At 64.4% G+C, this 24,871-nt stretch carries 29 protein-coding genes; 14 read left to right on the forward strand and 15 right to left on the reverse strand.

The window, feature by feature from the left end; genetic code table 11:
- Positions 1-76: 76 nt before the first annotated feature.
- The gene (locus LB564_RS23995) at positions 77-979 is read right to left on the reverse strand and encodes a LysR family transcriptional regulator (RefSeq protein ID WP_224541489.1); all 903 of its coding nucleotides are present in this window, start codon (positions 977-979) and stop codon (positions 77-79) included.
- Between the two features lie 93 nt (positions 980-1,072).
- Here LB564_RS23995 and LB564_RS24000 point away from each other — a divergent pair, with 93 nt between their 5' ends.
- Positions 1,073-1,954 carry an aldo/keto reductase family oxidoreductase gene (locus LB564_RS24000; RefSeq protein WP_224541491.1) on the forward strand — a complete coding sequence of 294 codons (882 nt, stop codon included), beginning with the start codon at positions 1,073-1,075 and terminating at the stop codon, positions 1,952-1,954.
- Between the two features lie 71 nt (positions 1,955-2,025).
- Here LB564_RS24000 and LB564_RS24005 read toward each other — a convergent pair whose 3' ends face one another.
- Entirely contained in the window at positions 2,026-3,081 is a 1,056-nt protein-coding gene (locus tag LB564_RS24005; RefSeq protein ID WP_224541493.1) for a hypothetical protein, read from the reverse strand.
- A 65-nt stretch (positions 3,082-3,146) separates the two neighbouring features.
- Here LB564_RS24005 and LB564_RS24010 point away from each other — a divergent pair, with 65 nt between their 5' ends.
- Positions 3,147-4,337: a cytochrome P450 gene (locus LB564_RS24010; protein ID WP_224541495.1), complete on the forward strand. Its 1,191-nt coding sequence runs from the start codon at positions 3,147-3,149 to the stop codon at positions 4,335-4,337.
- A gap of 76 nt (positions 4,338-4,413) precedes the next feature.
- On the opposite strand, the gene LB564_RS24015 is transcribed toward LB564_RS24010, so the two are convergent.
- Together LB564_RS24015 and LB564_RS24020 are read right to left on the reverse strand one after the other, a co-directional pair.
- Positions 4,414-6,006: a GH3 auxin-responsive promoter family protein gene (locus LB564_RS24015; RefSeq protein WP_224541497.1), complete on the reverse strand. Its 1,593-nt coding sequence runs from the start codon at positions 6,004-6,006 to the stop codon at positions 4,414-4,416.
- Entirely contained in the window at positions 5,996-6,709 is a 714-nt protein-coding gene (locus tag LB564_RS24020) for a glycoside hydrolase family 15 protein (RefSeq protein ID WP_224541499.1), read from the reverse strand. Before LB564_RS24020 ends, LB564_RS24015 begins: the two co-directional genes overlap by 11 nt.
- Positions 6,710-6,917: 208 nt before the next feature.
- Here LB564_RS24020 and LB564_RS24025 point away from each other — a divergent pair, with 208 nt between their 5' ends.
- Positions 6,918-7,691: a pseudouridine synthase gene (locus LB564_RS24025; protein WP_224541501.1), complete on the forward strand. Its 774-nt coding sequence runs from the start codon at positions 6,918-6,920 to the stop codon at positions 7,689-7,691.
- Between the two features lie 16 nt (positions 7,692-7,707).
- Here LB564_RS24025 and LB564_RS24030 read toward each other — a convergent pair whose 3' ends face one another.
- Complete coding sequence (locus tag LB564_RS24030; RefSeq protein WP_224541503.1) at positions 7,708-8,109, reverse strand: hypothetical protein; 402 nt, start codon at positions 8,107-8,109, stop codon at positions 7,708-7,710.
- A gap of 93 nt (positions 8,110-8,202) precedes the next feature.
- A complete protein-coding gene (locus LB564_RS24035) occupies positions 8,203-8,592 on the reverse strand; it encodes a hypothetical protein (protein WP_224541505.1) in 390 nt (129 codons plus the stop codon).
- Between the two features lie 432 nt (positions 8,593-9,024).
- On the opposite strand from LB564_RS24035, the gene LB564_RS24040 reads away from it, so the two are divergent.
- The gene (locus tag LB564_RS24040) at positions 9,025-9,426 is read left to right on the forward strand and encodes a VOC family protein (protein WP_224541507.1); all 402 of its coding nucleotides are present in this window, start codon (positions 9,025-9,027) and stop codon (positions 9,424-9,426) included.
- A 266-nt stretch (positions 9,427-9,692) separates the two neighbouring features.
- On the opposite strand, the gene LB564_RS24045 is transcribed toward LB564_RS24040, so the two are convergent.
- Positions 9,693-10,274 carry a histidine phosphatase family protein gene (locus tag LB564_RS24045; RefSeq protein WP_224541509.1) on the reverse strand — a complete coding sequence of 194 codons (582 nt, stop codon included), beginning with the start codon at positions 10,272-10,274 and terminating at the stop codon, positions 9,693-9,695.
- Between the two features lie 367 nt (positions 10,275-10,641).
- Between LB564_RS24045 and LB564_RS24050 the strand changes: the two genes are divergently transcribed.
- Positions 10,642-11,091, forward strand: coding sequence for a universal stress protein (locus LB564_RS24050; protein ID WP_224541511.1), 450 nt, complete (start codon positions 10,642-10,644; stop codon positions 11,089-11,091).
- A 43-nt stretch (positions 11,092-11,134) separates the two neighbouring features.
- Here LB564_RS24050 and LB564_RS24055 read toward each other — a convergent pair whose 3' ends face one another.
- Complete coding sequence (locus LB564_RS24055; RefSeq protein ID WP_224541513.1) at positions 11,135-12,040, reverse strand: AraC family transcriptional regulator; 906 nt, start codon at positions 12,038-12,040, stop codon at positions 11,135-11,137.
- A 201-nt stretch (positions 12,041-12,241) separates the two neighbouring features.
- Here LB564_RS24055 and LB564_RS24060 point away from each other — a divergent pair, with 201 nt between their 5' ends.
- A complete protein-coding gene (locus tag LB564_RS24060; RefSeq protein ID WP_224541514.1) occupies positions 12,242-12,817 on the forward strand; it encodes a DUF308 domain-containing protein in 576 nt (191 codons plus the stop codon).
- Between the two features lie 29 nt (positions 12,818-12,846).
- Here LB564_RS24060 and LB564_RS24065 read toward each other — a convergent pair whose 3' ends face one another.
- Together LB564_RS24065 and LB564_RS24070 are read right to left on the reverse strand one after the other, a co-directional pair.
- Positions 12,847-13,596, reverse strand: a complete 750-nt coding sequence (locus tag LB564_RS24065) for a sulfite exporter TauE/SafE family protein (RefSeq protein ID WP_224541517.1) — start codon at positions 13,594-13,596, stop codon at positions 12,847-12,849.
- Between the two features lie 39 nt (positions 13,597-13,635).
- A complete protein-coding gene (locus LB564_RS24070; RefSeq protein ID WP_224541519.1) occupies positions 13,636-13,845 on the reverse strand; it encodes a hypothetical protein in 210 nt (69 codons plus the stop codon).
- Positions 13,846-13,968: 123 nt separating this feature from the next.
- On the opposite strand from LB564_RS24070, the gene LB564_RS24075 reads away from it, so the two are divergent.
- Positions 13,969-14,841 (forward strand): LysR substrate-binding domain-containing protein, encoded by an 873-nt coding sequence (locus tag LB564_RS24075; protein WP_224541520.1) that lies wholly within the window; start codon positions 13,969-13,971, stop codon positions 14,839-14,841.
- A 15-nt stretch (positions 14,842-14,856) separates the two neighbouring features.
- On the opposite strand, the gene LB564_RS24080 is transcribed toward LB564_RS24075, so the two are convergent.
- Complete coding sequence (locus LB564_RS24080; RefSeq protein ID WP_224541522.1) at positions 14,857-15,555, reverse strand: RES family NAD+ phosphorylase; 699 nt, start codon at positions 15,553-15,555, stop codon at positions 14,857-14,859.
- Positions 15,549-15,959: an MbcA/ParS/Xre antitoxin family protein gene (locus LB564_RS24085; RefSeq protein ID WP_224541525.1), complete on the reverse strand. Its 411-nt coding sequence runs from the start codon at positions 15,957-15,959 to the stop codon at positions 15,549-15,551. Before LB564_RS24085 ends, LB564_RS24080 begins: the two co-directional genes overlap by 7 nt.
- A 548-nt stretch (positions 15,960-16,507) precedes the next feature.
- Between LB564_RS24085 and LB564_RS24090 the strand changes: the two genes are divergently transcribed.
- Positions 16,508-17,107, forward strand: coding sequence for a hypothetical protein (locus LB564_RS24090; protein WP_224541527.1), 600 nt, complete (start codon positions 16,508-16,510; stop codon positions 17,105-17,107).
- 110 nt (positions 17,108-17,217) lie between these two features.
- Here the strand turns inward: LB564_RS24090 and LB564_RS24095 are convergent, their stop codons facing one another.
- The 3 genes from LB564_RS24095 to LB564_RS24105 all read right to left on the reverse strand — a co-directional run bounded on the left by LB564_RS24095 (position 17,218) and on the right by LB564_RS24105 (position 19,684).
- On the reverse strand, positions 17,218-18,651 hold the full coding sequence (locus tag LB564_RS24095) for an aldehyde dehydrogenase family protein (RefSeq protein ID WP_224541530.1): 1,434 nt from the start codon (positions 18,649-18,651) through the stop codon (positions 17,218-17,220).
- Between the two features lie 161 nt (positions 18,652-18,812).
- Positions 18,813-19,196, reverse strand: coding sequence for an ACT domain-containing protein (locus LB564_RS24100; protein WP_224541532.1), 384 nt, complete (start codon positions 19,194-19,196; stop codon positions 18,813-18,815).
- A gap of 2 nt (positions 19,197-19,198) precedes the next feature.
- The gene (locus tag LB564_RS24105) at positions 19,199-19,684 is read right to left on the reverse strand and encodes a GNAT family N-acetyltransferase (protein ID WP_224541534.1); all 486 of its coding nucleotides are present in this window, start codon (positions 19,682-19,684) and stop codon (positions 19,199-19,201) included.
- Between the two features lie 369 nt (positions 19,685-20,053).
- On the opposite strand from LB564_RS24105, the gene LB564_RS24110 reads away from it, so the two are divergent.
- From LB564_RS24110 to LB564_RS24135, 6 genes are all read left to right on the forward strand, one after another.
- Positions 20,054-21,493, forward strand: a complete 1,440-nt coding sequence (locus tag LB564_RS24110) for a PAS domain S-box protein (protein WP_224541536.1) — start codon at positions 20,054-20,056, stop codon at positions 21,491-21,493.
- A gap of 110 nt (positions 21,494-21,603) precedes the next feature.
- Entirely contained in the window at positions 21,604-21,990 is a 387-nt protein-coding gene (locus LB564_RS24115) for an ester cyclase (protein WP_224541538.1), read from the forward strand.
- Between the two features lie 43 nt (positions 21,991-22,033).
- Positions 22,034-22,255 (forward strand): type II toxin-antitoxin system ParD family antitoxin, encoded by a 222-nt coding sequence (locus tag LB564_RS24120; protein WP_224541540.1) that lies wholly within the window; start codon positions 22,034-22,036, stop codon positions 22,253-22,255.
- Positions 22,224-22,382, forward strand: coding sequence for a type II toxin-antitoxin system RelE/ParE family toxin (locus tag LB564_RS24125; RefSeq protein WP_263491666.1), 159 nt, complete (start codon positions 22,224-22,226; stop codon positions 22,380-22,382). Before LB564_RS24120 ends, LB564_RS24125 begins: the two co-directional genes overlap by 32 nt.
- Positions 22,383-22,575: 193 nt before the next feature.
- A complete protein-coding gene (locus tag LB564_RS24130; protein WP_224541542.1) occupies positions 22,576-23,634 on the forward strand; it encodes a YeiH family protein in 1,059 nt (352 codons plus the stop codon).
- Between the two features lie 80 nt (positions 23,635-23,714).
- A complete protein-coding gene (locus tag LB564_RS24135; protein WP_224541544.1) occupies positions 23,715-24,764 on the forward strand; it encodes a helix-turn-helix domain-containing protein in 1,050 nt (349 codons plus the stop codon).
- The last annotated feature ends 107 nt before the right edge of the window (positions 24,765-24,871 follow it).

Consider the following 24,871-nt stretch of genomic DNA (forward strand, 5'->3'; position numbering starts at 1 on the left):
CAGACCGCGTTTGGATTGTTCGAATGCGGGCGCAAGGCGGCGCTGCCGGAGGCCGCGTTGGCTCAGCTGGAACCCCTCACCACCGCATCCCGCCGACAAAATCGATGAAGGCGCGCAGCGGCGCCGGCGTCAGGCGGCGGCCTGGATAGTAGAGGAACGGGCCTGAAAATTCCTGCCACCAGGGCTCCAGCACCGGCTCCAGCCGGCCATCGTCGAAATAGGGGCGCAGCCAGTCCTCGAACAGCGAGACGATACCGCCGCCGGCGACCGCCACCTCGAGCGCGAGCGCCATTGCCGTGCCGGTGCTGACCAGCAGCGGCCCGGTCGGCTCGACGCTCACCACCTCGCCGTCGCGTTCGAACTCCCAGGGCGGCGTGAAGCCGCTGGCGAAGCGGCCGCGCAGGCAGGCATGGTCGAGCAGTTCGCGCGGGTGCTCGGGCCGGCCGTGCCGGTCGAGATAGGCCGTTGCGGCGGCGGTGGCGAAGCGCTGCCGGCGCGGGCCGATCGGCACGGCGATCATGTCCTGCTCCAGCCGCTCATCATAGCGGATGCCGGCGTCGCAGCCGCTGGCCAATATGTCGACGAAACTGTCCTCGGCGGTCACTTCCAGCCGAATTTCGGGATAGGCGGCGAGGAAGGGCGGCAAGAGGCGCGGCAGCACCAGTTTGGCGGCCACGACAGGCACGTTGAGCCGCAGCGTGCCGGCCGGGCGGCCGCGAAAGCCATTGACCACGTCGAGCGCCGCCTCGACCTCGCCGAGCGCCGGGCCGAGCCGTTCGAGCAGCCGCGCGCCGGCCTCGGTCGGCGCCACGCTGCGCGTCGTGCGGTTGAGGAGCCGCACGCCGAGTTCGCCCTCCAGCCGCCGCACCGTCTCCGACAGGCTGGAGGCGCTGACGCTTCCCACCCGGGCCGCCTCGCGAAAGCCGCCGGCGCGCGCCACCGCCATGAATGCCTGGAGGTCGCCCAGATCCGCCGCCATTGTTCGCCTTTCCGCACAGGCTGTGCCGATTACATCATATTATCGTGCAGGCGCGCGTTGTCTATATCTGGCTGATCCAAAGGAGACGACACCATGACCGACATCAGCAAGGCCGGAAGCTTCAGGCTCGGCGACCGCACCGTAAAACGTCTCGGCTACGGCGCCATGCAATTGGCCGGACCCGGCGTCTTCGGTCCGCCGAAGGACCGCGACGCCGCGCTCGCCGTGCTGCGCGAAGCCGTCGCCAGCGGCGTCGACCACATCGACACGTCGGATTTCTACGGCCCCCACGTCACCAACCAGATCATCCGCGAGGCGCTGCATCCCTACCCCGCCAACCTCACCATCGTCACCAAGATCAGCGCCCGGCGCGGCGCGGACGCATCGTGGATCCCGGCAATGTCGCCCCAGGAACTGACGCAGGCCGTGCACGACAATCTGCGCAATCTCGGGCTCGACGTGCTCGAGGTCGTGAACCTGCGCTCCATGCATGGCATCCACGGACCCGCCGAAGGATCGCTCGAGCCGCAGCTCGACACGCTCGCCGAACTGCAGCGCCAGGGCCTTGTGCGCCATATCGGCCTGAGCAATGTCACCCGCAAGCAGATCGCGCAGGGGCGCGGCAAGGTCGACATCGTCTGCGTACAGAACCAGTACAACATCGCGCATCGCCAGGATGATGCGCTGATCGACGAGCTTGCCGCCGATGGCATCGCCTATGTGCCGTTCTTCCCGCTCGGCGGTTTCACGCCGCTGCAGTCGAGCACGCTCGCCGACGCCGCGCAAAAGCTCGGCGCGACGCCGATGCAGGTGGCGCTCGCCTGGCTGTTGCAGCGCGCGCCCAACATCCTGCTCATCCCCGGCACCTCGTCGGTCGGCCATCTCCGCGAGAACCTGGCGGCGGCGGAGCTAAAGCTGCCGGCCGACGCGATCGAGGTTCTGGACGGCATCGGCGGCGAGGCCAAGGCGGCCTGAGAACGACCCGGCCGGGCAGAGCCTGCTCGGCCAGAACGCATTTATTGCCGGGGGCGAAACACCCCCGGCAATCATCCCAACAGACGCGCCAGCCGCTTTTTCAGCGCCCGCAGCGACAGGCGCCGCCTGAGCGAAAACCCCGCAATGCGCCGACGCACCGCCTGCATGGCGTCGGCATGGGCGGCATCGACGCTCATCGTGCCGTCGCCGAGCACAAGACTGAGGCCGGAAGCCGGCCGCATGATGCCGCGCAGCGCCTGGGCGTGCATGGCGGCGTAGCGGCTGTAGTCGGCGCCTGCCTCCCAACCGGGCGGACGCGCCAGGACCGTGGGATTGTTGTTGATCTCGAAGGTCTGGACCTGGCCGTCGACGATGCCGTAGTCGATGCGGCCATAGTCGATGCCGGCCAGTGCGAAGACACGCTCGATCTGCTCGGCATGCGGACTCTCGGCCACATAGGCGCGGCTCTCGGCCCTGTCCGCCTCGCTGAAGCGGGTGCTTGGAAACTTGATGTACCAGCTTTCATTGATGAAGCAGTGCTGCGGATAGACCGTCGGTCCGACCTTGTAGGCCGAATATTTGCGAAACCGTCCATCGGCCGAAGGTGCCGCGCCATATTCGACGATCATCAGGTCCGGGTCGCGGCGGATACGCGCCGGCAGGCCGGCGATGGCCCGATCGAGGGCCTCCGCGCTGTCGACCAGTCCGGTCAACGGCAACTCATGCTGGCTCTCCCAGCGCACGAAGACCGGAAAGCGACGGATTGCCTTGCGCTCCTCCAGGCGATGCACGTCGAAATGGTTGAGGCCGGCGGCCTTCAGCCGTTTCAGCAAGTCGAACCGGCCGGGCACGATCGCCGGATCGTTGAGCAGCAACAGGTCGGGATTGCGGGAGCGGATGCGCCCGTGCAGCGAAATCGCCGCCTGCGATTGAGCGGCGGACAGCCGTTCGAAATCGGTGAAGATGAAGGTGCCGGGCGCGACCGGCCCCAGCCTCGCGACATGCTCATAGGGAATGATCCGCACCTGTTCGCCAAGCCCATGGTCGTAATAGCCAAGCAGCACGCCCATCGTGTAAGCGTGTTGGCGCGTGCAGAAATAGTAGATCGGCCCTTGATCGGTGGTCATGGCCGGTTATCGGTTTGCGGACGCGTGCCTGATTTGGCCGGCAAGGTGGGGTTTTTCGAAAAGCGATGCATACCGGGCCCTCCGAGGCAGTCGAACATCCCTGGCAAGGGGTTCGCGCCGGCGCCTTCGAGGGCGCCGCCGACACCTATGCCATCCATGATGAAATGCGCCGGCAAGCGCCCGTCTGGCAGGCGCCTTGGGGCGATGTCTATGTCACCGGCTACGATCTGGTCTCCAACAGTCTTGCCGACCGCAAGCTCTCGCATGTGCCGCCGGGCAGCGAAGCGGCGCAGCCAGATTCGGCGATACGCGACTGGCTGATCTACCAGGAAGGCAGCGCCCACGCCGCGCTGCGCCAGGCCTTGCAACAGCCCTTTGTCGGCAAGGGCATGGCCGCCCTGCGCCCGGTGGTCGCGCAAGCGGTCGACGAATTCGTCGGCGATGCCGGCCTGTCGGATGCGGTCGATGTCGTCGCCGCCTTCACGCGCGCCGTCCCCGAACGCATCATCGGCCGCCTGCTTGGCGTGCCGGATGAGGACATGCCGCTGATCCGGGCCTGGTCGGTTGCGATCCGCACCATGCTCGACACCGGCTTCGACGATGCCTTTGGCGATGGCGCCAATCCAGCCGACGAGATGTCCGGTTATTTCGTGGAGCATCTGCGCCATCTGCTCGCCGCCGCAGACCTGCCGCCGCTGCTGGCGGGCCTGCCGGCTCTGGCCGACGCGCTGGGGCTGACGGCCGCCGGCCGCAACATAGCCTTCCTGGCCTTTGCCGGCCATGAGACCACGGTGCATCTCATCGGCAATATGCTGTTCCATCTTGCCCACCGGCCCGACCAATGGACGGCGCTGCGCGCCGACCGCCGGCTCGCCGCCAATGCGGTTGCCGAAACGCTGCGGCTGGAAAGCCCGGTGCAGAAGATCTGCCGCTGGCCGCTCGAGCCCGTGGTCCTTGGCGGCCGCGAGATCGGCAAGGACCGGCTGGTGGTGCTGCTGGTCGGCGCCGCCAATCGCGATCCCGCCCAGTTTGCCGATGCATCGCGTTTCGACCTTGGCCGCGCCGGCAGGCAGAATCTGGCTTTTGGCCGTGGCGCGCATGTCTGCATCGGCAGGGCGCTGGCCGAGATAGAGGGCCATGCGGTGCTGGAAGCCGCGCTCGCCCGCTGGAAAACCATCGAGCCTGTCGGCTGGCAATGGATGGACAATTCCTCCATCCGTGGCCTGGACGCGCTGACCTTGCGCCTGACGGCCTGAGCGGAAAAGGCTGGCCCCCTCCTCGTCGGCCGCCAGGGCAAATTCCGATTCCGGTCCAAAGGGATGACGCATCATCCTAAACCCCCGCTTCACCGGCATTGAGGGCCGCAAGCAGCGCCTCATCCGATTGCCCGAGCAGGATCGGCGCTTTCATGCCGGCAATGCTCGTGCCGCCTTTCAGGCGGTGGCGCTTCAGCCGGCCATAGAGATCATCGACCGCGATCGTCCGCAACGCGCCCAACTGGCCGATGCGGCGCGCATATTCATATTGCGGATTGGCCATCAGCTTGCGCTCGACGGCTGACCCCGGCGGCGCGACCGTGCCCGGGGCTCGCCTGGATTCGACGAAAAGCTGGTAGTGCGGATGCGGCGCCGCGACCGCCGCCAGCAGAGCATAGGTGCGGGGATCGAACCCAGCTTCGGCCAGAGAGCGCGCGACGAAGGCTTCGGTGAGTTTCTCGCCGCAGAGATCCGACACCATGCCTGCCCGGCCAATGAAGCGCAGGCGCGGCGTGTCGCCGGTGAAGCCACGGACCTCGACCACGTCTTGCGTGTCGTAACGATAAAGCCCCGAGCCGGTGGTGACGATCAGCCGGTAGCAGCGGCCAAGCTCGAGCTGCCAGGCGAAACGGCCGGCGCCGTCGTCGTCGATAAATTCGAAGAATCCGCTTTGCGATGCCAGGATCGAGCCGGGACCATCGCCATGGGGAAACGACACCGCCGCCTCGGTGGACATCAGGCCTTTCGGCTGGAGGAAGGCCTGGGGAAATTGCGCCTGCAATTCGGCGGCGAAGCCTTGGCTCGAGGCATCGGTCCAGCAGCTGATCGTATCGAGCCGAGGCCAGATCGCCGACAGGCCGGCACCGGCCCCGCCGAGGGCTGCCTCCAGAACGGCGATGCGGCGGCTCACCGTGGCGGCCGGCTGCGTGGCGCCAAGCCTCTCGCCAAGCTCCGGCAGCAGGCTCGCCGCATCGCGCCGCATGGCGCGCAGGATCTCGGTCAGATAGGTCGGGCTCCAGACCCAGATCAGGCTGAGGTCGTCGGCGGCCAGCAGGTGCAGGCAGGTCTGCCTTTGCCAGCTGGCGAAGTCGCCGAGTAGCCTCAGTTCCATCGGCACTGCCGACAATTCGATGAGGCTGTCGCGCAAGGCACCGAAATAGGCAAAAGGCACCGGACTGCCCAGCCTGTGGGCGCCGACGCGTTCGTCGGCTCCACGGCCGACGGGGCTCAGCGCGAAATAGCCATGCCCTTGCGCCACGCCCGGCCGGCGGCGGATCAGGTCCGCCAGCCAGGGATAGAGGCAGTCGGTGAACGCGCGCAGGCCGCTATCGGTATAGGGGATGTATTTAGAGCCGCCGGAACTGCCGCCGGTTTGCTCCAGGAAGCGGACCGGCTCGGCCGTCAGCACATTGCCGGCGCCGTCGATCGTGCGCTTGATGTAAGGCAGCAACGCCTCGTAGTCGGCGATCGGAACCAGATCGCGAAACGCCTCGGCCGACGTGGCGCTGGCGAAACCATGGTCGCGGCCGAACTCCGTCCCGGCATTGGCCTCGATCAGCCGCCGCAGCAGATCACGCTGCGTTGCCTCGACATGGCCGAGCCGCGCCCGAAAGCCTGCCTCGACGGCAGCGGTCGCGCCGGCGATCCGAGCCCAGGCGTCAGCGGCCATCGCCCAGCCCCTCTGCAAAGCTCGTGGCGCCATAACGCTTCAGATTGCCGGTCTCGAACTCGGTCAGGCAGGCGAGTTCGACACCTCTGGAATGGTCGGGGTTGGCTCTGACGAAAAAGGCCGCCAGGGGATTGTGGGCCGCCGTTTGCCTGGCGTCCGCCCATTGTTCCCGAAGATGGCCTTGCGATGGACCGAAATCGATGAGCCCGGTCGAAGGATCGAAATAATCGCCGTAGCGGGCGGACGCTATCGCATCGCGGATTGCCAGCAGGCAGGACGCTCCCTGGCCTTCGATGGCCGGAACGAACTTGCGAAAGAAATCGGGCAGGATGCGAAACGTGCGGTGTCCCTTGATGATGGGGAACCAGAACAGCCGGCCGTCGACCTTGGCCTTGGCCGCGCCCGCCGCGCGGAAAAAACCTTTCAGCAGCACGGGATTGCCCCAAAGCGAGGCGTGAAGGACGGTATCCCCGGAGAACAGGTAATGCACCGTCTCGTCGCCGATCGCCTGTTGGCGCACGAGATAGGTCGAGAAGCCGACGATCTCGCGGCCGAGACGGGTCAGCACGACGGCGTCCTTCTCGGACAGATCACGCTCGAAAAGCCCGCGATCGATCGCTTCGTAATAGGTCTCGTAGAGAGCAAACATCCGGTCGCGATCGGCCCTCGCCAGTTCCGCGACCGGTATTGTCAGCGTCTCCAAGGATTCCGTCTGGCCCGCACCAATTCCCAAATAGTCTGCCCGCCCCTATCAGACCCGATCTAGCGAATATCAGTCCCGGCTTGAAAAGTTCAACCCGGTGCTTGACGATTCATCGCTCGGACGGAGCCTCCAGCCGCATGGAGGCGTGGCTTGCGGTGCCCGCTTTCTCCATGGCATCTGTCGCCTGGAAGGGATCATCGGCAAAACCATGGCAGCACGATCACCACCGCCCGGCCGGCCGCCCCCCGGCAAGCCACGCGCCGCCGGGCCTCCCGGCGTCAGCCTGAACCGCGCGCTGTCGAAACTCGGTCTGTGCTCGCGCACGCAGGCGCAAGTGCTGATCGCGGCGGGCCGCGTGCGGGTCGGCGGCAAGGTGGTGCGCGATGCGGCGTTGCGCGTCGACATGAACCGCGACCGCATCGTCGTCGACGGCGACGCGGTCGTTGCCGAGCGCAAGGTCTATCTGATGCTGAACAAGCCGCGCGGGCTGGTCACCACCCGCGACGACCCGCAACAGCGCGACACCGTCTACGCCTGTCTCGAAGGGCTCGATTTGCCCTATGTCTCGCCGGTCGGCCGCCTCGACAAGGCGAGCGAAGGGCTGCTGTTGATGACCAACGACACCCATTTCGCCAACCGGCTGATGGACCCGGCCTCGCATCTGCCCAAGACCTATCACGTGCAGGTCGCCACGGTGCCGGATGACGTCATGCTGGGCAAGCTCCGCGCCGGCGTCACCGTCGATGGCGAGACCCTGGCGGCAAACTCGATCGGGCTTTTGCGCAGCGGCGGCCGCACCGCCTGGCTGAAGATCGTGCTCGACGAAGGCAAGAACCGCCACATCCGCCGCCTGCTCGCCGCCCACGACATCGAGGTCAAGCGCCTCATCCGCATCGCCATCGGCGGCTTGCCGCTGGGCGATCTCGCCAAGGGTGCCGCACGGCATCTGACGGCGGAGGAGCTGGCGTTGCTGGCGCAGTGAACGGGCGTCTAAGTTTCTATTCGACGTTGATGCTCACCACGGCCTGGTGAGCGTCGCCCATATAGGTGTGGACCGAAAACGTAACCTGGTCGCGACCCTTGTATCCGGGCTTCGACCGATAAAGCCCCTTGATGCCGTCAACCTTGTGCGCGTTGCATTTCCAACGGTCGTTCGATTTGGCAAAACCGGCGTAGATCTTGGCGTGGACGAGCCTGACCGTGCCGTGGCTTGGACCCGCGATGATCCGGACATCGTTGGCGCCCGCGCTCGAACAGTCGGCATTCAGGCTGACATTCCTGAAAATATAGATCTCCTGTCCGGAGAGCGCCGATTTTTCGTAGCTCGACGCCGCCGCCGGCCAGGCCGCGCAGCCCAGAATCGCCAATGCCGTTACCAAACTTGTCGTTCGACGCTTCATTTCAACGATCCTTCTGGCTGAACGATTTGCCGCCCGCCACGGCATGCGGGCGGATATTGGCGGGCCTCCGCAGCCCTTGCGACGGAAAGCCTGCTACTCCACCTTGATGTTGGTGACATATTTAAAGGCGTTGCCGTCATAGGTGTGGACCGAGATCGTCACCTGATCCCAGCCCTTGAAGCTGGGGCTCGACCTGTAGAGCGCCTTGATGCCATTCACCTTGCGGGAATTGCATTTTGCCCGGTCGTTCGACTTGTTGTAATGCGTGAATACCTTGTCATGGACGAGTTTTACATTTCCGTGGCTTGGACCCGAGACCACCCTCACATCGTCCCTGCCCTCGCTGGAACAATCCACGTTCAGGCTCGCCCCGCCGAAGAAATAGACATCACGGCCCGAAAGCGCTGTCTTTTGGTAGGTGAACGTCCGGTTGGAAGCAGCCGCGGGACTGACCGCCAGCCCCAGAAGTACCAGCCCCGTCATGATAGGTGTCGCGCGGCGCCTCATATTGTCTCCCCCCGGTTCAGGAACTCTCCGGCCGACGATTTTATGACAGCTCGGAGCAAGCAACAAATCACGGAAACAGCCATGCCAATCAATTCATGGTTATCAGAATAAAATCGATGAAAGCCCTCGGAGATCGCCATTCTCAATACTCATACCGGACGAAATGAAGTATTTATCTCGAAACAACGCCACGAAATTCTTAAGCCCATGAAATGCGCCAAGAACAGATTGCCGATTACAACACGTTGTCGCCTGCCGATGATTTCTCCCCTCCCGCTGTCCAGGCGCCGGTCAGGTCCGAAGCATAACCGCCGCTCCCTCTCTCCTGACAGAAAGCTGTCAGGAGGCCTGGTCTATGCATCGGCTGGGAAGCCCGCTAGCGGCTTCAGCGACCAAGGAGCCAATGCGATGAATTTCGTCTCTGTCCGCATCATAACGTCGGACGTCCAGCGCCTCGTGCGCTTCTACGGGGAGATCACCGGCATGCCGGTGACGGTGTACACGGAAGATTTCGCCGAACTGGCGACGCCGGCCTGCACCCTGGCGATCGGCGGCACACGCACCCTGATGCTGTTCGGCGGCGACATCGCCCGCCCCGCCGACAACCACACCGCCATCCTCGAATTCCGCGTCGGCGACGTCGATGCAGAATTTGCCCGGCTGTCGGACCTCATCAAGAAGACGACCGTGCAGGAGCCGACCACCATGCCCTGGGGCAACCGCTCGCTTTTGTTCCGCGACCCCGACGGCAATCTGGTGAATTTCTTCACGCCGGTGTCGGCGGAGGCGATCCGGAAATTCGAGAGGTAGAGGGCAGCCCAGCATCCGGAATTAGCCGAGACCTCCCCGCGTTCGTCATCCCAGGGCGGAGCAGCCGCGAAAGCGGCGTCGCGGAGACGCTGGGATCCATGCCGCGACCTTCGCCATCGAGTGCAGCGGAGCAGAATTCAGGACCGTGGCGACGCACCGGAGTCCCGGCATGGATCCTCGGGTCTACGCGACGGAGCTTCGCTCCTGCTCCGCCCATACATGACGAAAACGATAGGCGTTGCCGCATCTGGTTGATGTGGCCAGCCCTACTTCCCGTTCCACTTGCGCACGACTGGCTCGGTCAGATCGTGCTCGTAACCCAGCACGCTGATGCTGGCAGTGTCGAGCACGAAGAGCGCGCCGCCTTCGGGCGGCAGGCCGAGCCAGCGGGCGGTCAGCACGCGCAGGAAATGCGCGCTGGAGAAGATCAGTATGTCGGCATTGGCCTGGCGCAGGCGCTCGATGATCCTGTCGGCGCGGGCGCCGACATCGGCCGCCATCTCGCCTTGCGGGCAGCCGTCGCGGAACACGTTCCAGCCCGGCCGCCCGGCCAGGATTTCTTTCGTCGTGCGCCCTTCATAGGCGCCGTAATCCCACTCCTGCAGATCGTCCAGCTTGAGGCTTGTCGCGCCAAAGCCGGACAGCACGCTGGTGTTGTAGGCGCGCTGCGAGGGGCTCGACCACACCTGGGAAACCGACAGGCCTTTCAGCCGGTCCGCGAGACCGCGCGCCGCCGCCTCGCCAGCCGGCGTCAACGGCATGTCGGTGCGGCCGGTATGCTGGCCCGAAAGGCTCCACGCCGTCTCGCCATGCCGGACCAGATGGATTTGGGGAAACGCGCTGCTCATGGGATGCCTTTCGATGTCGTCGGCACCTTAGAGGACGATTCCGCAAAGGGGAATCCGGTTAGCGAATGCGCGGCGTGCCTCTTCTCGACAGGTTGGCGCCGCCCCTCACCATGCCGTGTCGGATGATTTCGCCAGCGCAAGTACGCGCCGGCGTTGCGGCGGCTTCTTTCTCCCCGTTTACGGGGAGAAATGCCCGGCAGGCCAATGAGGGGCGGCGCCGACGCCAACGATTGACCGCCCCAGACGCCAAGCCCTGTATATCAAGCCACCCGCTGGCCCTGATCCCCGCCGCATTGGCTCAATGAATGGGCGCGGGGGCATCACTATCTCTATTGGGTAGTCCTCAGGCACGACAGGCAACACCATCATGTACAAACATCTGCTCATCGCCACCGACGGCTCGGAACTGGCCGACAAGGGCGTCGCCCAGGGCCTCACTCTGGCCAAGGATCTCGGCGCCGCCGTCACCTTCGTCACCGTTTCGGAACAATTCCCGATCTTCGCCTGGGGCGGCGCCATGGCCGGTTACGCGGCCGGCGATGAACTGGCCGTCTACCAGGAAGAATCGCGCCGCTACGGCAAGCAAGTGCTCGACAAATGCAAGGCATCCGCCGATGCCGCCGGCGTCTCCGCCAAACTGGTCCATGTCGAGGACAAACGACCCGCCGAAGCGATCCTGGAGCTGTCCAAGGCGCAAGGCTGCGACCTGATCGTCATGGCCTCGCATGGCCGCAGGGGCCTCGGCAGGCTGCTTCTGGGCAGCCAGACGGCGGAAGTGCTGTCCTATACCGAGATCCCGGTGCTGGTGGTGCGGTAGCGGCTGGTCCCGCACCTCGCTATTTTGAGAACGGCGCCGCCGGTCAGGGATGCTTGCCGGCTTCATTCGCCAAGGCATATTCAACCCGTGGCGAATGCCCGAAAAGCTGCTTGTAGGCGCGGCTGAAGGCGGCCTCGGACTCGTAGCCGATGCGCAAGCCGATCTCGCCCACCCGCGCGTCCCGCCTGGCCAGGAGGTCGCGGGCCAGGCCCAGGCGCCATTCATTCTGGTAGCGCAGTGGCGAGCGCCCGACGAGCGCGGCGAAACGATCGCAGAAGCTCGAACGCGACATGCCGGCCTTGTCGGCCAGTTCATTGATGCTCCATCGCTGCAGCGGCCTTTCGTGGATGGCCTTCAGCGAACGGGCGACGCGGGCGTCGGAAAGCCCGCCGAGCCAACCCGTGGCGTGCCCTTCATGGACCCAGCTGCGTAAGGTGCGGATGACCATGAGATCGATGATGCGCGAAATCATCAAGGCGGCACCTGGCTCGGCGCCGCTGGTTTCGACCATCAGGAACGGCAACATTCCGTCGACCCACCCTGCCCCCTGGGTACGCTGGATGTGAATGCATTGCGGCAAGGCGAAGATCATTCCGCGCAGGCTGTCCGGATCAAACCAGAAGCGGCAGACGACGATCTCCACGCGCGGATGCGCCGCCACCAGCCGCAAGGCGCCGGGACCGCGAGGCAGCAGCACGAGGTCGCCAGCCTCGATGACGACAGCGGCCTGATCCTCGCTCTCCATGCGCAGCGCGCCGGACCTCACCACGACGATATGAGCCTGCCCGTCGTCGAGATCGAGCTGCTCCGCTTCCGCCAGCGCGCGTGAAAAAACCTCGTCGCCGGTAAGCCGGATCTGCGCCAGCACATGCGAGAGAAGGTCGCCGGAGACATCGGCACGCGGCCCTCCATCCGGAAGAATGGTCAAATTTTCAGGCGATTCAATCATGGATGAGGCCGGCTGTTTTCCCTACATTCCCTAGCAAGAATAGCGCATCTCGCAGTGATTATGTGCTGTTTTCATCTTGGATCAAAGCCATTCCCGCAAGTTGAGATGCGAGCGTGAGCTTTTCCAATCATCCGAAGCGGACGTGATCCCAGTCGATCAAGCGGGTCGACCGCCGTCCAACCACCAAGACAGGAAATTCCAATGAGCACTCAAACCATCCAGGCGCCCGGGGGCATTGCCGCATCGCAGTGGCTGAGATCCTATTATTTCATCCGGGCCGGCTTTTCGGTCGCCTGGGTTGCGGCGGCCTTTACCCTTGGCAAAAGCGCGCCGCCGGTCGCGGCGCTCCTCCTGGTCGCCTACCCCCTATGGGACGCGATCGCCAACATCGTGGATGCGCAGCGCAGCGGCGGCCTGAAGGCCAATCCCAGCCAGGCGCTCAACGCAGCGGTGAGCACGATCACCGCCATCGCGGTCGTCGTCGCGCTTGGACAGGGCCTGCACACCGTGCTGGCGGTGTTCGGGGCGTGGGCGGTTCTCTCCGGCCTGTTCCAGCTTGCCACCGGCGTGCGCCGTTGGCGGGCGGGCGCGCAATGGGCGATGGTGCTGAGCGGTGCGCAGTCGGCGCTTGCCGGCGGCTTCTTCATCAAGCAGGCAATCGGCGCAGCGACGCCCGGCATCACCGACATCGCCCCCTATGCCGCGTTCGGCGCCTTCTATTTTCTCGTCTCGGCCATATGGTTGAGCGTCACGCAGGCACGCAAGCGCAGAGCTTGATCCTTGCGCGTACCAAGGCTGGCCTGGCGTTAAAGCGCGGCCTCCAGCATGAGATAGGCCCCGAGCGCCAGCAGCCCGGCGAAGAACACCGTGCGAAAGGTCTCGACGCTCATCTTCTGGCGCAGCGCCTGGCCGACGAACATGCCGGCCAGCGCGGGTAGCAAGGCCAGAACCGACCCCGCCAGTTGCGCCGTCGGCGAGGCCAGCGCGCCGGTCCTGACCAGGCCGAAGCCGAGGGCCAAGGTCGACACGGTGAAGGAGAGGCCGAGCGCCTGGATCAGGTCTTCCCTGCCCAGCCGCAGCGATTGCAGGTAAGGCACCGCCGGAATGACGAAGACGCCGGTAGCGCCGGTGACCAAGCCGGTCGCCACGCCGACCAGAGGCGACATCCACGCTTCGTGGCGCGCCGGCGTGGTGAAGCCGGCCTTGGCGAGGCCCACAAGCGCATAGAGCACCAGTGCTGTGCCAAGCCCGGTCGAGGCGATCGTCGTGTGCGCGCCGGTCAACAGGCCGGCGCCGGCGACGGTGCCGATGACGACGCCGGCCATCATCGTCCACAGCCGCTTGCACAAGCCGCCGAAGGACGGGCCGGTGAACAATTGCCACAGGTTGGTGACCAGCGACGGGATCAGCAGCAGAGCAGCGGCCTGCGCCGGCGGCATGGTCACCGCCAGCAGGCCCATCGCCACGGTCGGCAGCCCCATGCCGACGACGCCCTTGACCAGGCCGGCGGCGAGGAAGACGAAACCGATGAAGGCGACGGCGCCGATGCTCAGCATGGATGGGCGCTCAGCATGAGCCCGGGCACGCCGGCTGCTTCAGTCATGCGACAGCATGTCCGTAGCTTCGGCATCCCGATCGGGGTTTGCCGGCGCGGCATCACGGCTGGCGGAAGCCGCCGCCACGGTGCATTCCCGCGAACCAGGATGCGCTTGCGCGATCGCAAGCGAGGCCACCGCGAGCGCCAGCACGATCGCCGCGCCTTCAAGAATGCCGAGCCCTCGCCGGCCTGTCGCTTTTTCGGTCATCGCATATCTCCACGCCAAATGATTTGACTGAGATCCGGGCCGCCCACAATGTGGAAATCGCGCTGCCAGCCTTCGGCCTGAACGAAGGCTGATCCGGCACGACACGATTTGCGGGAGCGAAAAATGCGCTTCGACCTCACCGATCTCAGGCTGTTCCTGCTGGTCGCCGAACGCGGCAGCATCACGCATGGCGCCGAACTCGCCGGCCTGGCGCTGGCCTCGGCCAGCGCGCGCATCAAGGGCATGGAGGAGAGCCTCGGCGCGCCGCTCCTGGAGCGGCGCCGGCGCGGCGTGGTGCCGACGGCGGCCGGACAGGCGCTGCTCCACCATGCGCGCGCCGTGCAGAACCAGATCGAGGCGATGGCCGGCGACCTCGGCGCCTATGCCACGGGCCTGCGCGCCCGCGTGCGGCTGATGGCCAACACGGCGGCGACCAGCGAACTTCTGCGTGAAGCAGTCCCTGCCTTCCTGGTCGCGCATCCCGGGATCGACATCGAGCTCGAGGAGCGCCCCAGCCATGAGATCGCCGAGGCCGTGGCCAACGGTGCGGCCGATCTCGGCATCGCCGCGACCTGGGCCGGGCTTGCGCATCTCGAGCAGAAACCGTTCTTCGTCGACCGCCTGGTGGTGATCACCGCGCGGAACCGGGCCGGCCTCGCAGGGCATGGCGTCGGCATGGCCGATATCCTGGGCGAAGCCTTTGTCGGCTTGAGCGCCGGCCATCCCTTGCAGGAACACATCGCCCGCCAGGCCGCCCGGCTCGGCGGCCACCTGCACTTCCGCATCCGCGTGCCCGGTCTCGACAATGTCTGCCGGCTGGTCTCGCAAGGCGCAGGCATCGCCATCGTGCCCGAAAGTGCGGCGCGCCACGCAGGCCGCACGCTGCGCGCCCTGCGGCTCGGCGATGACTGGGCAACGCGCCAGCTCAACCTCTGCGCCCGCAGCTTCGAGGCGCTGACGCCGCAAGCGAAACTGCTGGCGGCGGCGCTGGCGTGAGGCCAAGCCCCTTGCTCACACCACTTCCAACACTTTGCCGGTATCATGCTGGCGCACGAAATCGACGCGGCCGCCGTCCCAGTGGTAGCTGTAGTGGCGGCCCTGGACCGGGACACCGATGACGTCGGGCCAGAAGATGCCGATGCACGCTCCGTCGGGCATGCGCACGCTGTTCCACACCAGCCCGTCGCTGCCCGAGGCCCGCAGCGCCCGTCCTTCGACCTGCGAGGCGCTGTAGTCGTCCGGGTCGAGCACGCCGGGCACGGCGTTGACGTCGTCGAGGTCGCTATCGACGCTGCCGATCAGCACGCGGAAATCGGCCGTCCAGCCCGGCGCCTCATGGGTGGCGCGCATGAATTTCTGGTGATGGTGGATGGTTTCGGCGAGCGCCACGTCCTCGCTGTCGCCGGCATAATAGATTCCGTAGCTGCCATCCGAGAAGCGGCCGGGCCGTAAGGTCGAACAATGCACGAAAGGCGCCATGACGAAGCTGGCGCCGGGGCCGGAGACCCGCCTTGCGGCCGGCACCTTGCCGAGGTCGCCAAGCTCGAGCCGGATGCGCGGATTGGTCTTCTCCTCGACGGCGGCCAGCGCCTCCCAGTCGCGCGGGTCGGCGATGTCCTCGAACAGGTCGATCGGCGGATGGATGGAGCGGATGATGCGAAAAGTCTGGGGCCAGTGGACGCGGCGCCGGACCGCGAACCCACTCACCATGCACCACGCTCCGCGTCGAGCCATTCGCGCATCGCCGCGAGATCGGAGATGTCGCCGCGCAGCATCAGATCGAGCGCCGACTGGCCGCCGAATGTGGCATTGGGCTTGCGGATCCAGGCATAGCCGCGCGCCGGCTCGGTGAAGAGATAGCGCAGCCCTTTGTGGATGCCCATCAGATGCGCCATGCGGGTGCGCAGGTCGCGGTCGATCCGGCCGACGCCCCCTTCCTTCCAACGCGCCCAGGTGCGCGCCGAGATGCCGCCAAGCAGCACGCAGGCCTCGAAGTCGGTGAGATTCCACGCCTTGAACAGATTGACCGTGGTACGCGCCAAGGCGCCCGCCTCTTCATCCGAAATGGCCGAGCCGACCGTGGCCGGCGTCGTGGTGATGGCTTGAAGCTGCATGTTTAGACCTCGCTAATGGCAGATATATAGCATGTATATGCCAATTGGCAAGGAGACCCCAAAACAGGCTTCTGAATGGTGGCGTCGTCAAGGGGCGGACTCCGACACCCTTAATTCGTGGTTCGAACCGAGGATCCCCAGCCATATTGCAGTGCACAAGCCACTTATGAAGTGCCGCACTTAGCGACGCGCGTTTTCAATACTCACTTTAGGCAATCTGATGTAAGTTTGGACAAACGCTTGGGGGATGCCGATGGCTGAAATTACGGATCCGTCTACTGAACTCTTCCAGCTTTGCACAATGCTCAAGGGCATTGACTCAAAAGATGTTACGAGCAGGACTCTTGCCAAAAAATTTGGCGTCGATATCGACAGCGCGGAGTTCTTCTCGACGCTTGCCGCGATCTCTTCAAGAATCCGCCGACTTCGCTCCTTAGTAGCCTCGTTGACTGATACTCCAGAACCTTTCCGATCTGCATTTGATAGCGCCTGCGCTCAAGTGGCGTCGTTTCTCTCGTCGACAAGTCTAACGGGGACAATGGCGAGGAGTGCGAGATACTGCCTTTAAGGATGTCGCACTTAACACTCTTATGATGGCAGGACATACGGTTAAAAAAGTGGCACCGCTGAGCGTTCCGTCAGCTTCTGAACGTGCCGATCTGATTAAGAAACTTGATGACGCAATAGAGGCAATTAAATATGGAAACGACGTTTTTGCAACTCTGCTCGTTAATTCTTTTCTGACCCTTCGCGTCATCATCGAAAGGCTCGATTTTTACGGAGTCGACGGTCTAATTGACCATCTACTCAATACGCATGCGATCCTTCAAAATGCAGAAGCCTCGCAAAGTGATAGTAAGAAGAAACGAGGGTTTGCCAAAGCATGGAACGTATTGGCAACCATATACTTTCTGCTGACAGTTCCAGATGCGGGCATAACGGCGATTGAGAACAACTACGCACGTTTTCAAGTCGCGTTACACTATTTTTCCAAGGAAGCTCCTGAGCCCAATATTAAGCTGCTCACTGGACCGGCAAAGGACTCCGAGCCTGCGACAACGACGCAAGACGGCGTCGCAATTAGACCACAAGAACCCGAAGTGACAGCGGATGGGAAAGTGGCCAACGATCGAGGCGTCGCTGAATAGCGACAAGAAGGGTTGATCAATGAATCCAGATGGCAAAGGGCGCACCCGGGTGCGCCTTGTAGATTGCCTAGTGGGCTCGGCACCGGCCATCGCCCCAAAGAACGTCGTACTTACTCCGCCGCCTCATACCCCGCGATGCCCTTGATCTCCAGAAAATCCTCCAGGCCGTATTCGGCATACTCCCGGCCATTGCCCGACTGCTTGTAGCCGCCGAAGGGCAGGCCGGCGTCCCAGGTCGGATAATTGATGTAGACATTGCCCGATCGCATGCGCGCCGCCACGTCGCGCGCCTTCTGCAGGTCCTTGGCCTGGATATAGGAGGCAAGGCCGTAGACGGTGTCGTTGGCCTGCTCGACCGCCTGTTCCACCGTGTCATAGGGCAGGATCGCCAGCACCGGGCCGAAGATCTCCTCGCGCGCGATGCGCATGTCGTGGGTGACGTCGGCGAACACGGTCGGCCTGATGTAATAGCCGCGGTTGAGTTCGGCCGGACGGCCGGGGCCGCCGGCGACCAGTGTCGCACCCTCGTCGATGCCGGCCTGGATCAGGTCCTGGATCTTATCGAACTGGACCTGGCTGACGACAGGGCCGAGCTTGGTGTTGGCGCCGTCGGCCGGGCCGACCGTGAATTTTTCCGCCGCCACCTTGGCGTATCCGGCGGCCTCGTCGTGGCGGTCGCGCGGCACGAACATGCGCGTCGGCGCGTTGCAGGACTGGCCGCTGTTGCTGAAGCAGCCGGCAACGCCCTTGGAAACGGCGGTGGCGAGGTCGACATCCGGGAACAGGATGTTGGCCGACTTGCCGCCAAGCTCCTGGTGCACGCGCTTGACCGTATCGGCGGCGGCCTTGGCCACCAATATGCCGGCCCGCGTCGAACCGGTGAACGACATCATGTCGATGTCGGGGTGGCTGGACAGTGCCTGGCCGACGCCTGGACCGTCGCCGTTGACGAGGTTGAACACGCCCTTCGGCACGCCGGCCTCGTCGATGATCTCGGCGAAGATGATGGCGTCGAGCGGCGCGATTTCGGACGGCTTCAGCACCATGGTGCAGCCGGCGGCGAGTGCGGGACCGACCTTGCAGGTGATCTGGTTCAGCGGCCAGTTCCACGGCGTGATCAGGCCGACGACGCCGATCGGCTCCTTGACCACGAGATGATTGCCCTTGACGTGGCGGAACTGGAAATTCTTCAGCGTCTCGGCCATCTTGGCCAGATGCGCCAGCCCAATGCCGACCTGGCTGTCGAGCGCCATCTGGCGTGGCGCGCCCATCTCGCGCGACACGGCGATCGCCAGGTCCTTGGAGCGCTTCTTGTAGACTTCGATGACGCGGTTCAGGATGTCGAGGCGCTCCTCGACCGAGGTGAAGCCATAGGTGTTGAAGGCGCGCTTGGCGGCGGCCACCGCCTTGTCGACATCCGCCTTGGCGCCGAGCGAGATCTGCGCGAAGGCGTCTTCATTCGAAGGATCGATGACGTCGAGCGTGTTGGGCACGACAGGATCGACCCACGCGCCGTCGATATAGAACTGCAGATTGTGTGACATGGTTTTCTCCTGGGGTGCCGCATGGCCGGTCCGGCCGTAATATCGGGTCAGAAATAACGATGCGCGAATGGCGCTGTCAAACGCAACCCCCGAAGTGGTTGAGCCAGCGCGCCAGTGGTTGATCCAGCGCGCCAAGTTGATCAGGGCCAGCGACGAGCGGACTATAGCAGCGTATGCCCGGCTTCGCCCAGCAAGCCTCTCGCCTTGGGCTCGTCCGCCGCTTTCACCAGCAGGTGATCGCCATCGAAGGTCGATACCAGGAAGATGCCCAGTTCGTTCTCCGACAGCGGCTGGATGACAGACAGCACGATGCCGGTTTCGTCGAAGGCAAACGGCCCCTGCAATTTGAAGGCGACCCAGTCGTGATCATGCTTGACGGCATCCGGCACGCGATCCTGAAGGCAGGTTATCGAAAGCTCGTCATCGGTCCTGGTGATGCTGACGAAGCCTGGTCCGTCCGCCCAGGCAGGAATGCCGTCACCGGCCTGAAGCCGCGAAATCGCATACAGGCCGGGGAGTTGCCTGAGCTTGATCCTGGCGGCCATCCTCACGCTCCGGTCGGTGGGCATCCAACGAGCCGCTTGCTCATGTAGACGGTCGTTCCGTTCAGGAACGGCTCCTCGCGGTCGACCGTATAGCCAAGCTTGCGATAGAGCGACACATTGGCTTCGAAGGCACCGTTGGTCAACAGGCGGAGCTCCGGGCGGCCTGCCGCGCGCGCCTTGGTTTCCGCGCGCTCCAGCAGCAGCCGGCCGATGCCCCTGCCCTGCGCCTGCGGCGCGACGCAGACATTCTCGATCCAGAGGTGATCGTCGGCGAGCAAAGTCTCGATCATGCCGACGATGCGGCCGTCGTCGATGGCAAGTTCGAACGGATGCGCGGCGACGGCCTTGTCGTAATCGGCACGCATCGGCAGCGGCTCGCGGCCGATCACCGGCACCCATTTGCCATAGGCGGCGCGCACGATGTCGCGGATGGCGGCAGCGTCGGCAGGCTCGGCCGGCCGAAACCGGATGGAAGGATTGGTGGTCATCGGAAAGGCTCCAGGCATGAAAAAGCCCGCCGGCGTATTTCGCGGGCGGACTGTGGAAACGAAGCGGATTTAGGAAGCCGGTCTTCGTCGTCGCACAATCAGCCTGCCGGCCCGCACGGGGCGGCCTCGCTTGCTGTCGGGGGGCGCGAGATCAACCATGGTGGCAGGCTGGAGCGGCAACCGTCACGCGTCAAGGCATCGTCTCGCCCGGTCATTGGGCCAACCGCCCACAGCGCCTGGCAGAGCAGTTCAAGCGAACCCTGCCAGAAACCGTTTCCTGTCGGATTCGTCTTTCTTAACGTTCGCACTGCTGTATACGGAACCGTTTTAGCCCGCCGACGTTCACGGTGGTTAAATGGAACCTTGCGCATGACGGACCTGTCGAACAGCTCGACGCTCGATCTATCCCATCAAATCCTCGATAATCTGCCCGTCGCCATCTACACGACCGACAGCGAAGGCAGGATCACCTATTTCAACCGGGCCGCGGCCGATTTTGCCGGGCGCGAGCCCGAGCTCGGAAAAGACCAGTGGTGTGTGACGCACAAGCTGTTCACGACCGACGGGCAGGTGTTGCCGCACGACCAATGCCCGATGGCCGTTGCCTTGCGGGAGAACCGGCCGATCAGAAACCAGTCGGCCATCTCGCAGCGCCCGGACGGCACGCGCGTGCCTTTTCTTCCCTATCCCACCCCGCTCCATGACGAGCAGGGCAAGCTGGTGGGCGCCGTCAACATGCTGTTCGACCTCACCGATCGCCATCTTGCCGACGAGGCCAGGCATCATCTGTCGGCCATCGTGGAATCCTCCTTCGATGCCATCGTCAGCAAGGATTTGAACGGCGTCATCAAGAGCTGGAACGCAGGCGCCCAACGCCTGTTCGGCTACACCGCCGACGAGACGGTCGGCAGGTCCGTGACCATGCTGATACCGGACGACCACCTGGACGAGGAGCCGCGCATACTGGAGCGCATCCGCAATGGCGAGCGGGTCGAGACCTACGAGACCATCCGCCGCCGCAAGGACGGCAGCCTCGTGCCCGTGTCCCTGACCATCTCGCCGGTACGCAACGCCGTCGGCCAGATCATCGGAGCCTCCAAGATCGCCCGCGACATTTCGCTGGCCAAGGAGAACGAATATCGCATCCGCATGCTGATGCGCGAGGTCAACCATCGGGTCAAGAACCAGTATTCCGTCATCATCTCGATGATCCGGGAAACCAGCAAGCGGTCCTCGACGCCGACGGAGTTCGAACGCCAGGTGCGCGAGCGCATCATGGCGCTGTCGCTCTCGCATGACCTGCTGGTGTCAGGCGACTGGAGAGGCGCGACGATCTTCGAACTGCTGCTGGCACAGGCCAAACCGTTCGGCAACGAGGAGCGGATTTCCATGGCGGGCCCTTCCCTGACGCTGAACCCCAATGCCGTCCAGTATCTCGGCATCGCGTTTCATGAACTGGCGACCAATTCAGCCAAATACGGCGTGCTTTCGGCCGCTGAGGGAACGATATCGGTGCAATGGAAGGTGACCGGGGCAGGCGACCTGAAACGGTTCCAGCTGATCTGGAAAGAGCGCGATGGTCCCCAGGTGCAGAACATCGGCCATGGCGGTTTCGGAACCGTCGTGCTCCAGCGCGTCGCTCCAGCCGCTGTAAGCGGCACCGGCGTTCTCGAATATGACAACCACGGCGTCACCTGGACCCTTGAAGCACCCTCGTCGCAGCTCGAAGCCTCGGTCGACAGCGAACACGTCGACCCGCAGGCGATCGACGAGGTGATCGGCGAACCGGAATTGGCAGTCCTTCCCTGATGCCGCACTCGCAATCCGGCATTGGCGCGCTATGTCTCCCCCGAAAGCATTTCTCGCCGTCTGGAACAGTCGCATAACGATGCGGGTGGGGCAAAGCGCCGGAGCATGCCGTGACCGATGAAGATCTTGCCAAGAGCTATCGTGGCTACATCGCCTGCCTCAACGCCCAGGACTGGCAGAACCTCGGCAGCTTCGTGCACCAGGAGGTGCACTACAATGGCGACCGGGTCGGGGTATCGGGTTACCGCGACATGCTGGAACGGGATTTTCGGGAAATTCCCGATCTTTATTTCGACATCCAGTTGCTGATCGCGGATACGCCTTTCATCGCCAGCCGCCTCCAGTTCAACTGCACGCCAAAGGGGACTTTTCTCGGCCTGCCCATCAACGGCAAGAAGGTCTCCTTCAGCGAGAACGTCTTCTACGAATTTCTCAACGACAGGATCAGGAACGTCTGGTCGGTCATCGACAAGGCGGCGATCGAAGCGCAGCTTTGATGTCATGCGCCACCTATCCTCTTGCGGCTGGTGGTAAACCACGATGCGCGAGGTCGTTGCGGCGGGCGAATACGCTTCGGCGAGCGAAGTCATGCGCGAGGCCTTGCGGAAGTTTCGTCGGACGCAACGCGACAAAGCCATCGACGAGTTAGGCCGGCTATGGGACGAAGGCATGGCAAGCAGCGATCCCGTCGACGGCCGCGATGCCTTTGCCCGGATCAAAAGCAAGCTTGATGCTGGGATCGCCGAGCGCACATCGCGATGACGCTGCGCCTACGGGTTTGCGTACATTCCCTGCGGGAAACTACTTGATCATCTATCGCCAAACGGACGACGGTGCGGAGATCGCGCGTGTTATTCGTGGCGCGCGGCGGTGGCAGGAATTGTTGTAGCCCAACGGGTTGCGTCCTCGTGGTTGGTGCGCTTGCTTTGGCCGCCAAGCCACCCAGCATCGCCCGCACGCGCGCTTAAGGCTGTTTGGAAGACAAACCGTTCGCAAAACCAGATCATTCCAACTATAATAATTCGTTGGAAAGATCGGTTGTGAAATGGCATTTCCCCGGCATACCCGCCTGGAGAATTCCATTGTCTTCCCTGAGCCGCATCGCGAACGATATTCCCAAGACCACGATTTCCGCCGATCTTGCGCAGGGCCGCAAGCGCCTCGATTCGCTGTGGAACGGCGTCATCCCCGGCATCGTGCTGGTGGCGATGATCACGGCGGTCGCCTTCTCGGCCCGCAATGTCTCCGGCTTCGCCTTGTTCAGCCCGATGATCCTGGCCGTGGTCGCCGGCATGATCTATTCCAATGTGTTGGGCACGCCGGCGCATGCCAGAGCGGGCATCGCTTTTTCGCAGAAGCGCCTGCTGCGCTTCGCCATCGTGCTGCTCGGCTTCCAGCTGACGCTCGGCCAGGTCGTCTCGATCGGCGCCGGCGGCGTCGGCATCGTGGCGGCCACCCTTGGCGCCACCTTCCTGTTCACCATCACGCTCGGCCGGTTGATCGGCGTCGATGCCAAGCTCACCCAGCTGATCGCCGCCGGCACCTCGATCTGCGGCGCCTCGGCGATCGTCGCCACCAACATCGTCACCGAGGCGCGCGACGAGGATGTCACCTACGCCGTCGCCTCGATCACGCTGTTCGGCACCGTCGCGATGCTCGGTTTCCCGTTGCTGGCGCCATTGCTCGGCCTCGACCAGCACGCCTTCGGCCTGTGGGCCGGCGCCTCGATCCATGAAGTGGCGCAGGTCATCGGCGCCGGCTTCCAGAACGGCACGCAGTCGGGCGAAATCGCCACGGTGGCCAAGCTGACGCGCGTTGCCATGCTGGCGCCGATGGTCATCGCGCTCGGCCTGATGGCGCGCAGCAAGAGCAACCCCTCGGCGGCGCGACCGCCCATGCCATGGTTCGTCGTAGCCTTCGTCGCCGTGGTGGCGCTGAACAGCCTGGTCACGATCCCGGCCGAAATGAAGCAGGCGATGGCGCTCGCCACCACCGTCATGCTGACCATGGGGCTGGCCGCCATGGGCCTGCAGGCCGACATTTCGCAATTGCGTTCGCGCGGCCTGCGCCCCCTGGCGCTCGCCTTCTGCGCCTTCCTGTTCATCGGCTGCTTCAGCCTGATGCTGGTGAAGTTGATCTGACACGGGCTGAGCCCGATCGCTCATTGGGAATCGAGACCACTTCGGCTAGGGTCGCCTGTCAGCATAGAGCCCCACGACCCATGCCGTTCGTTCCCCTGCCCTTCGTCGTCGCGCTGCTGCTGCTCATCCTGCTCTGGGTCGTCGGCAGGCGCGAGGACGGGGCGGCGCCCAACCTGCCGCTTCTCGGCCTGATCCTGCTTGCCGCTCTGCAATCCGTATTGACCGGCCTGCGCTGGGGTTATGGCATTCGCGAGGTCGGCTACATCGCTCCCGTCTCCGCCGCCATCATGCCCGCGCTGCTCTATGCCGGCGTCTCCAGGCTGGTCCGCGCCAGCGACCGCCGGTGGCCGGCCTTGTTGGTGCTCCATGCGGCGCCGGCGGCAATCGTCATGATGCTGGTGATCGTCCGGCGCGACGCGGTCGACGCGGTGCTCGTCGCAATCGACGTCATCTACGCCTCGGCCATCCTGTGGCTGTTGCGGTCCGGCGCGGATGGGCTTCGCCTGGCGCCCTTCGACGGCGCGGTGCCTGCCTACAGGGCCATCATCGCGGCGGCGGCGGCACTGTGCCTCTCGGCCCTGGTCGACATGCTGGTGTCCTTCGAAATAGCATCCGGGCAAGGCGCCCGCGCGGCGCTGGTGATCGGCATCGCCAATCTTTTCATCCTCGTGATTGTCGGCGTTGCGGCGGCGGCAGCGAGCCAAAGCCACGTTCCCCGCACCATCGCCGAGCCGATGGACCAACGGTCCCCACCCGATGCCGGCGAAGACGCCGGCACGATCGCCAGGGTGAACGAGCTGATGCGGGAAAAGAAACTCTATCGCGACGCCAATCTCAACCTCAACCGGCTTGCCCGGCGCGCCGGAATTCCGGCGCGGCAGATCTCGGCCGCGATCAACCGGGTAATGGCCAAAAACGTCTCGCAATATGTCAACGAACACCGCATCGCCGAGGCCTGCCGGCTGCTTGGCGAAACCGGACGGCCCGTCACCGAAATCATGTTCGCCGCCGGCTTCCAGACCAAATCGAACTTCAACCGCGAATTCCGTCGCGTGACCGGCATGACCCCGCTCGCCTGGCGCGAGAAACACGCGCAGGCGCCATTGCTTGCGAGCCCCGTGGGCGGTTGACGACGCTCTTCCAAGGCAGCGGTACCAGATCGCGATCGTGAACGTCCTCGATCGCGATCGCGGTCGCGGGTTTCGCTCCTATCGGCCGATATCGCCTCATCGACACA

Source organism: Mesorhizobium sp. ES1-6 (assembly GCF_020164775.1).
Classification (GTDB): domain Bacteria; phylum Pseudomonadota; class Alphaproteobacteria; order Rhizobiales; family Rhizobiaceae; genus Mesorhizobium.

What these genes read in the sequence shown, in the direction of transcription:
- LB564_RS23995 (WP_224541489.1), bottom strand. Translation starts at nt 979, where the DNA reads ATGGCGGCGGATCTGGGCGACCTCCAGGCATTCATGGCGGTGGCGCGC.
- LB564_RS24000 (WP_224541491.1), top strand. Translation starts at nt 1,073, where the DNA reads ATGACCGACATCAGCAAGGCCGGAAGCTTCAGGCTCGGCGACCGCACC.
- LB564_RS24005 (WP_224541493.1), bottom strand. Translation starts at nt 3,081, where the DNA reads ATGACCACCGATCAAGGGCCGATCTACTATTTCTGCACGCGCCAACAC.
- LB564_RS24010 (WP_224541495.1), top strand. Translation starts at nt 3,147, where the DNA reads ATGCATACCGGGCCCTCCGAGGCAGTCGAACATCCCTGGCAAGGGGTT.
- LB564_RS24015 (WP_224541497.1), bottom strand. Translation starts at nt 6,006, where the DNA reads ATGGCCGCTGACGCCTGGGCTCGGATCGCCGGCGCGACCGCTGCCGTC.
- LB564_RS24025 (WP_224541501.1), top strand. Translation starts at nt 6,918, where the DNA reads ATGGCAGCACGATCACCACCGCCCGGCCGGCCGCCCCCCGGCAAGCCA.
- LB564_RS24030 (WP_224541503.1), bottom strand. Translation starts at nt 8,109, where the DNA reads ATGAAGCGTCGAACGACAAGTTTGGTAACGGCATTGGCGATTCTGGGC.
- LB564_RS24035 (WP_224541505.1), bottom strand. Translation starts at nt 8,592, where the DNA reads ATGACGGGGCTGGTACTTCTGGGGCTGGCGGTCAGTCCCGCGGCTGCT.
- LB564_RS24040 (WP_224541507.1), top strand. Translation starts at nt 9,025, where the DNA reads ATGAATTTCGTCTCTGTCCGCATCATAACGTCGGACGTCCAGCGCCTC.
- LB564_RS24045 (WP_224541509.1), bottom strand. Translation starts at nt 10,274, where the DNA reads ATGAGCAGCGCGTTTCCCCAAATCCATCTGGTCCGGCATGGCGAGACG.
- LB564_RS24050 (WP_224541511.1), top strand. Translation starts at nt 10,642, where the DNA reads ATGTACAAACATCTGCTCATCGCCACCGACGGCTCGGAACTGGCCGAC.
- LB564_RS24055 (WP_224541513.1), bottom strand. Translation starts at nt 12,040, where the DNA reads ATGATTGAATCGCCTGAAAATTTGACCATTCTTCCGGATGGAGGGCCG.
- LB564_RS24060 (WP_224541514.1), top strand. Translation starts at nt 12,242, where the DNA reads ATGAGCACTCAAACCATCCAGGCGCCCGGGGGCATTGCCGCATCGCAG.
- LB564_RS24065 (WP_224541517.1), bottom strand. Translation starts at nt 13,596, where the DNA reads ATGCTGAGCATCGGCGCCGTCGCCTTCATCGGTTTCGTCTTCCTCGCC.
- LB564_RS24070 (WP_224541519.1), bottom strand. Translation starts at nt 13,845, where the DNA reads ATGACCGAAAAAGCGACAGGCCGGCGAGGGCTCGGCATTCTTGAAGGC.
- LB564_RS24075 (WP_224541520.1), top strand. Translation starts at nt 13,969, where the DNA reads ATGCGCTTCGACCTCACCGATCTCAGGCTGTTCCTGCTGGTCGCCGAA.
- LB564_RS24080 (WP_224541522.1), bottom strand. Translation starts at nt 15,555, where the DNA reads ATGGTGAGTGGGTTCGCGGTCCGGCGCCGCGTCCACTGGCCCCAGACT.
- LB564_RS24085 (WP_224541525.1), bottom strand. Translation starts at nt 15,959, where the DNA reads ATGCAGCTTCAAGCCATCACCACGACGCCGGCCACGGTCGGCTCGGCC.
- LB564_RS24095 (WP_224541530.1), bottom strand. Translation starts at nt 18,651, where the DNA reads ATGTCACACAATCTGCAGTTCTATATCGACGGCGCGTGGGTCGATCCT.
- LB564_RS24100 (WP_224541532.1), bottom strand. Translation starts at nt 19,196, where the DNA reads ATGGCCGCCAGGATCAAGCTCAGGCAACTCCCCGGCCTGTATGCGATT.
- LB564_RS24105 (WP_224541534.1), bottom strand. Translation starts at nt 19,684, where the DNA reads ATGACCACCAATCCTTCCATCCGGTTTCGGCCGGCCGAGCCTGCCGAC.
- LB564_RS24110 (WP_224541536.1), top strand. Translation starts at nt 20,054, where the DNA reads ATGACGGACCTGTCGAACAGCTCGACGCTCGATCTATCCCATCAAATC.
- LB564_RS24120 (WP_224541540.1), top strand. Translation starts at nt 22,034, where the DNA reads ATGCGCGAGGTCGTTGCGGCGGGCGAATACGCTTCGGCGAGCGAAGTC.
- LB564_RS24125 (WP_263491666.1), top strand. Translation starts at nt 22,224, where the DNA reads ATGCTGGGATCGCCGAGCGCACATCGCGATGACGCTGCGCCTACGGGT.
- LB564_RS24135 (WP_224541544.1), top strand. Translation starts at nt 23,715, where the DNA reads ATGCCGTTCGTTCCCCTGCCCTTCGTCGTCGCGCTGCTGCTGCTCATC.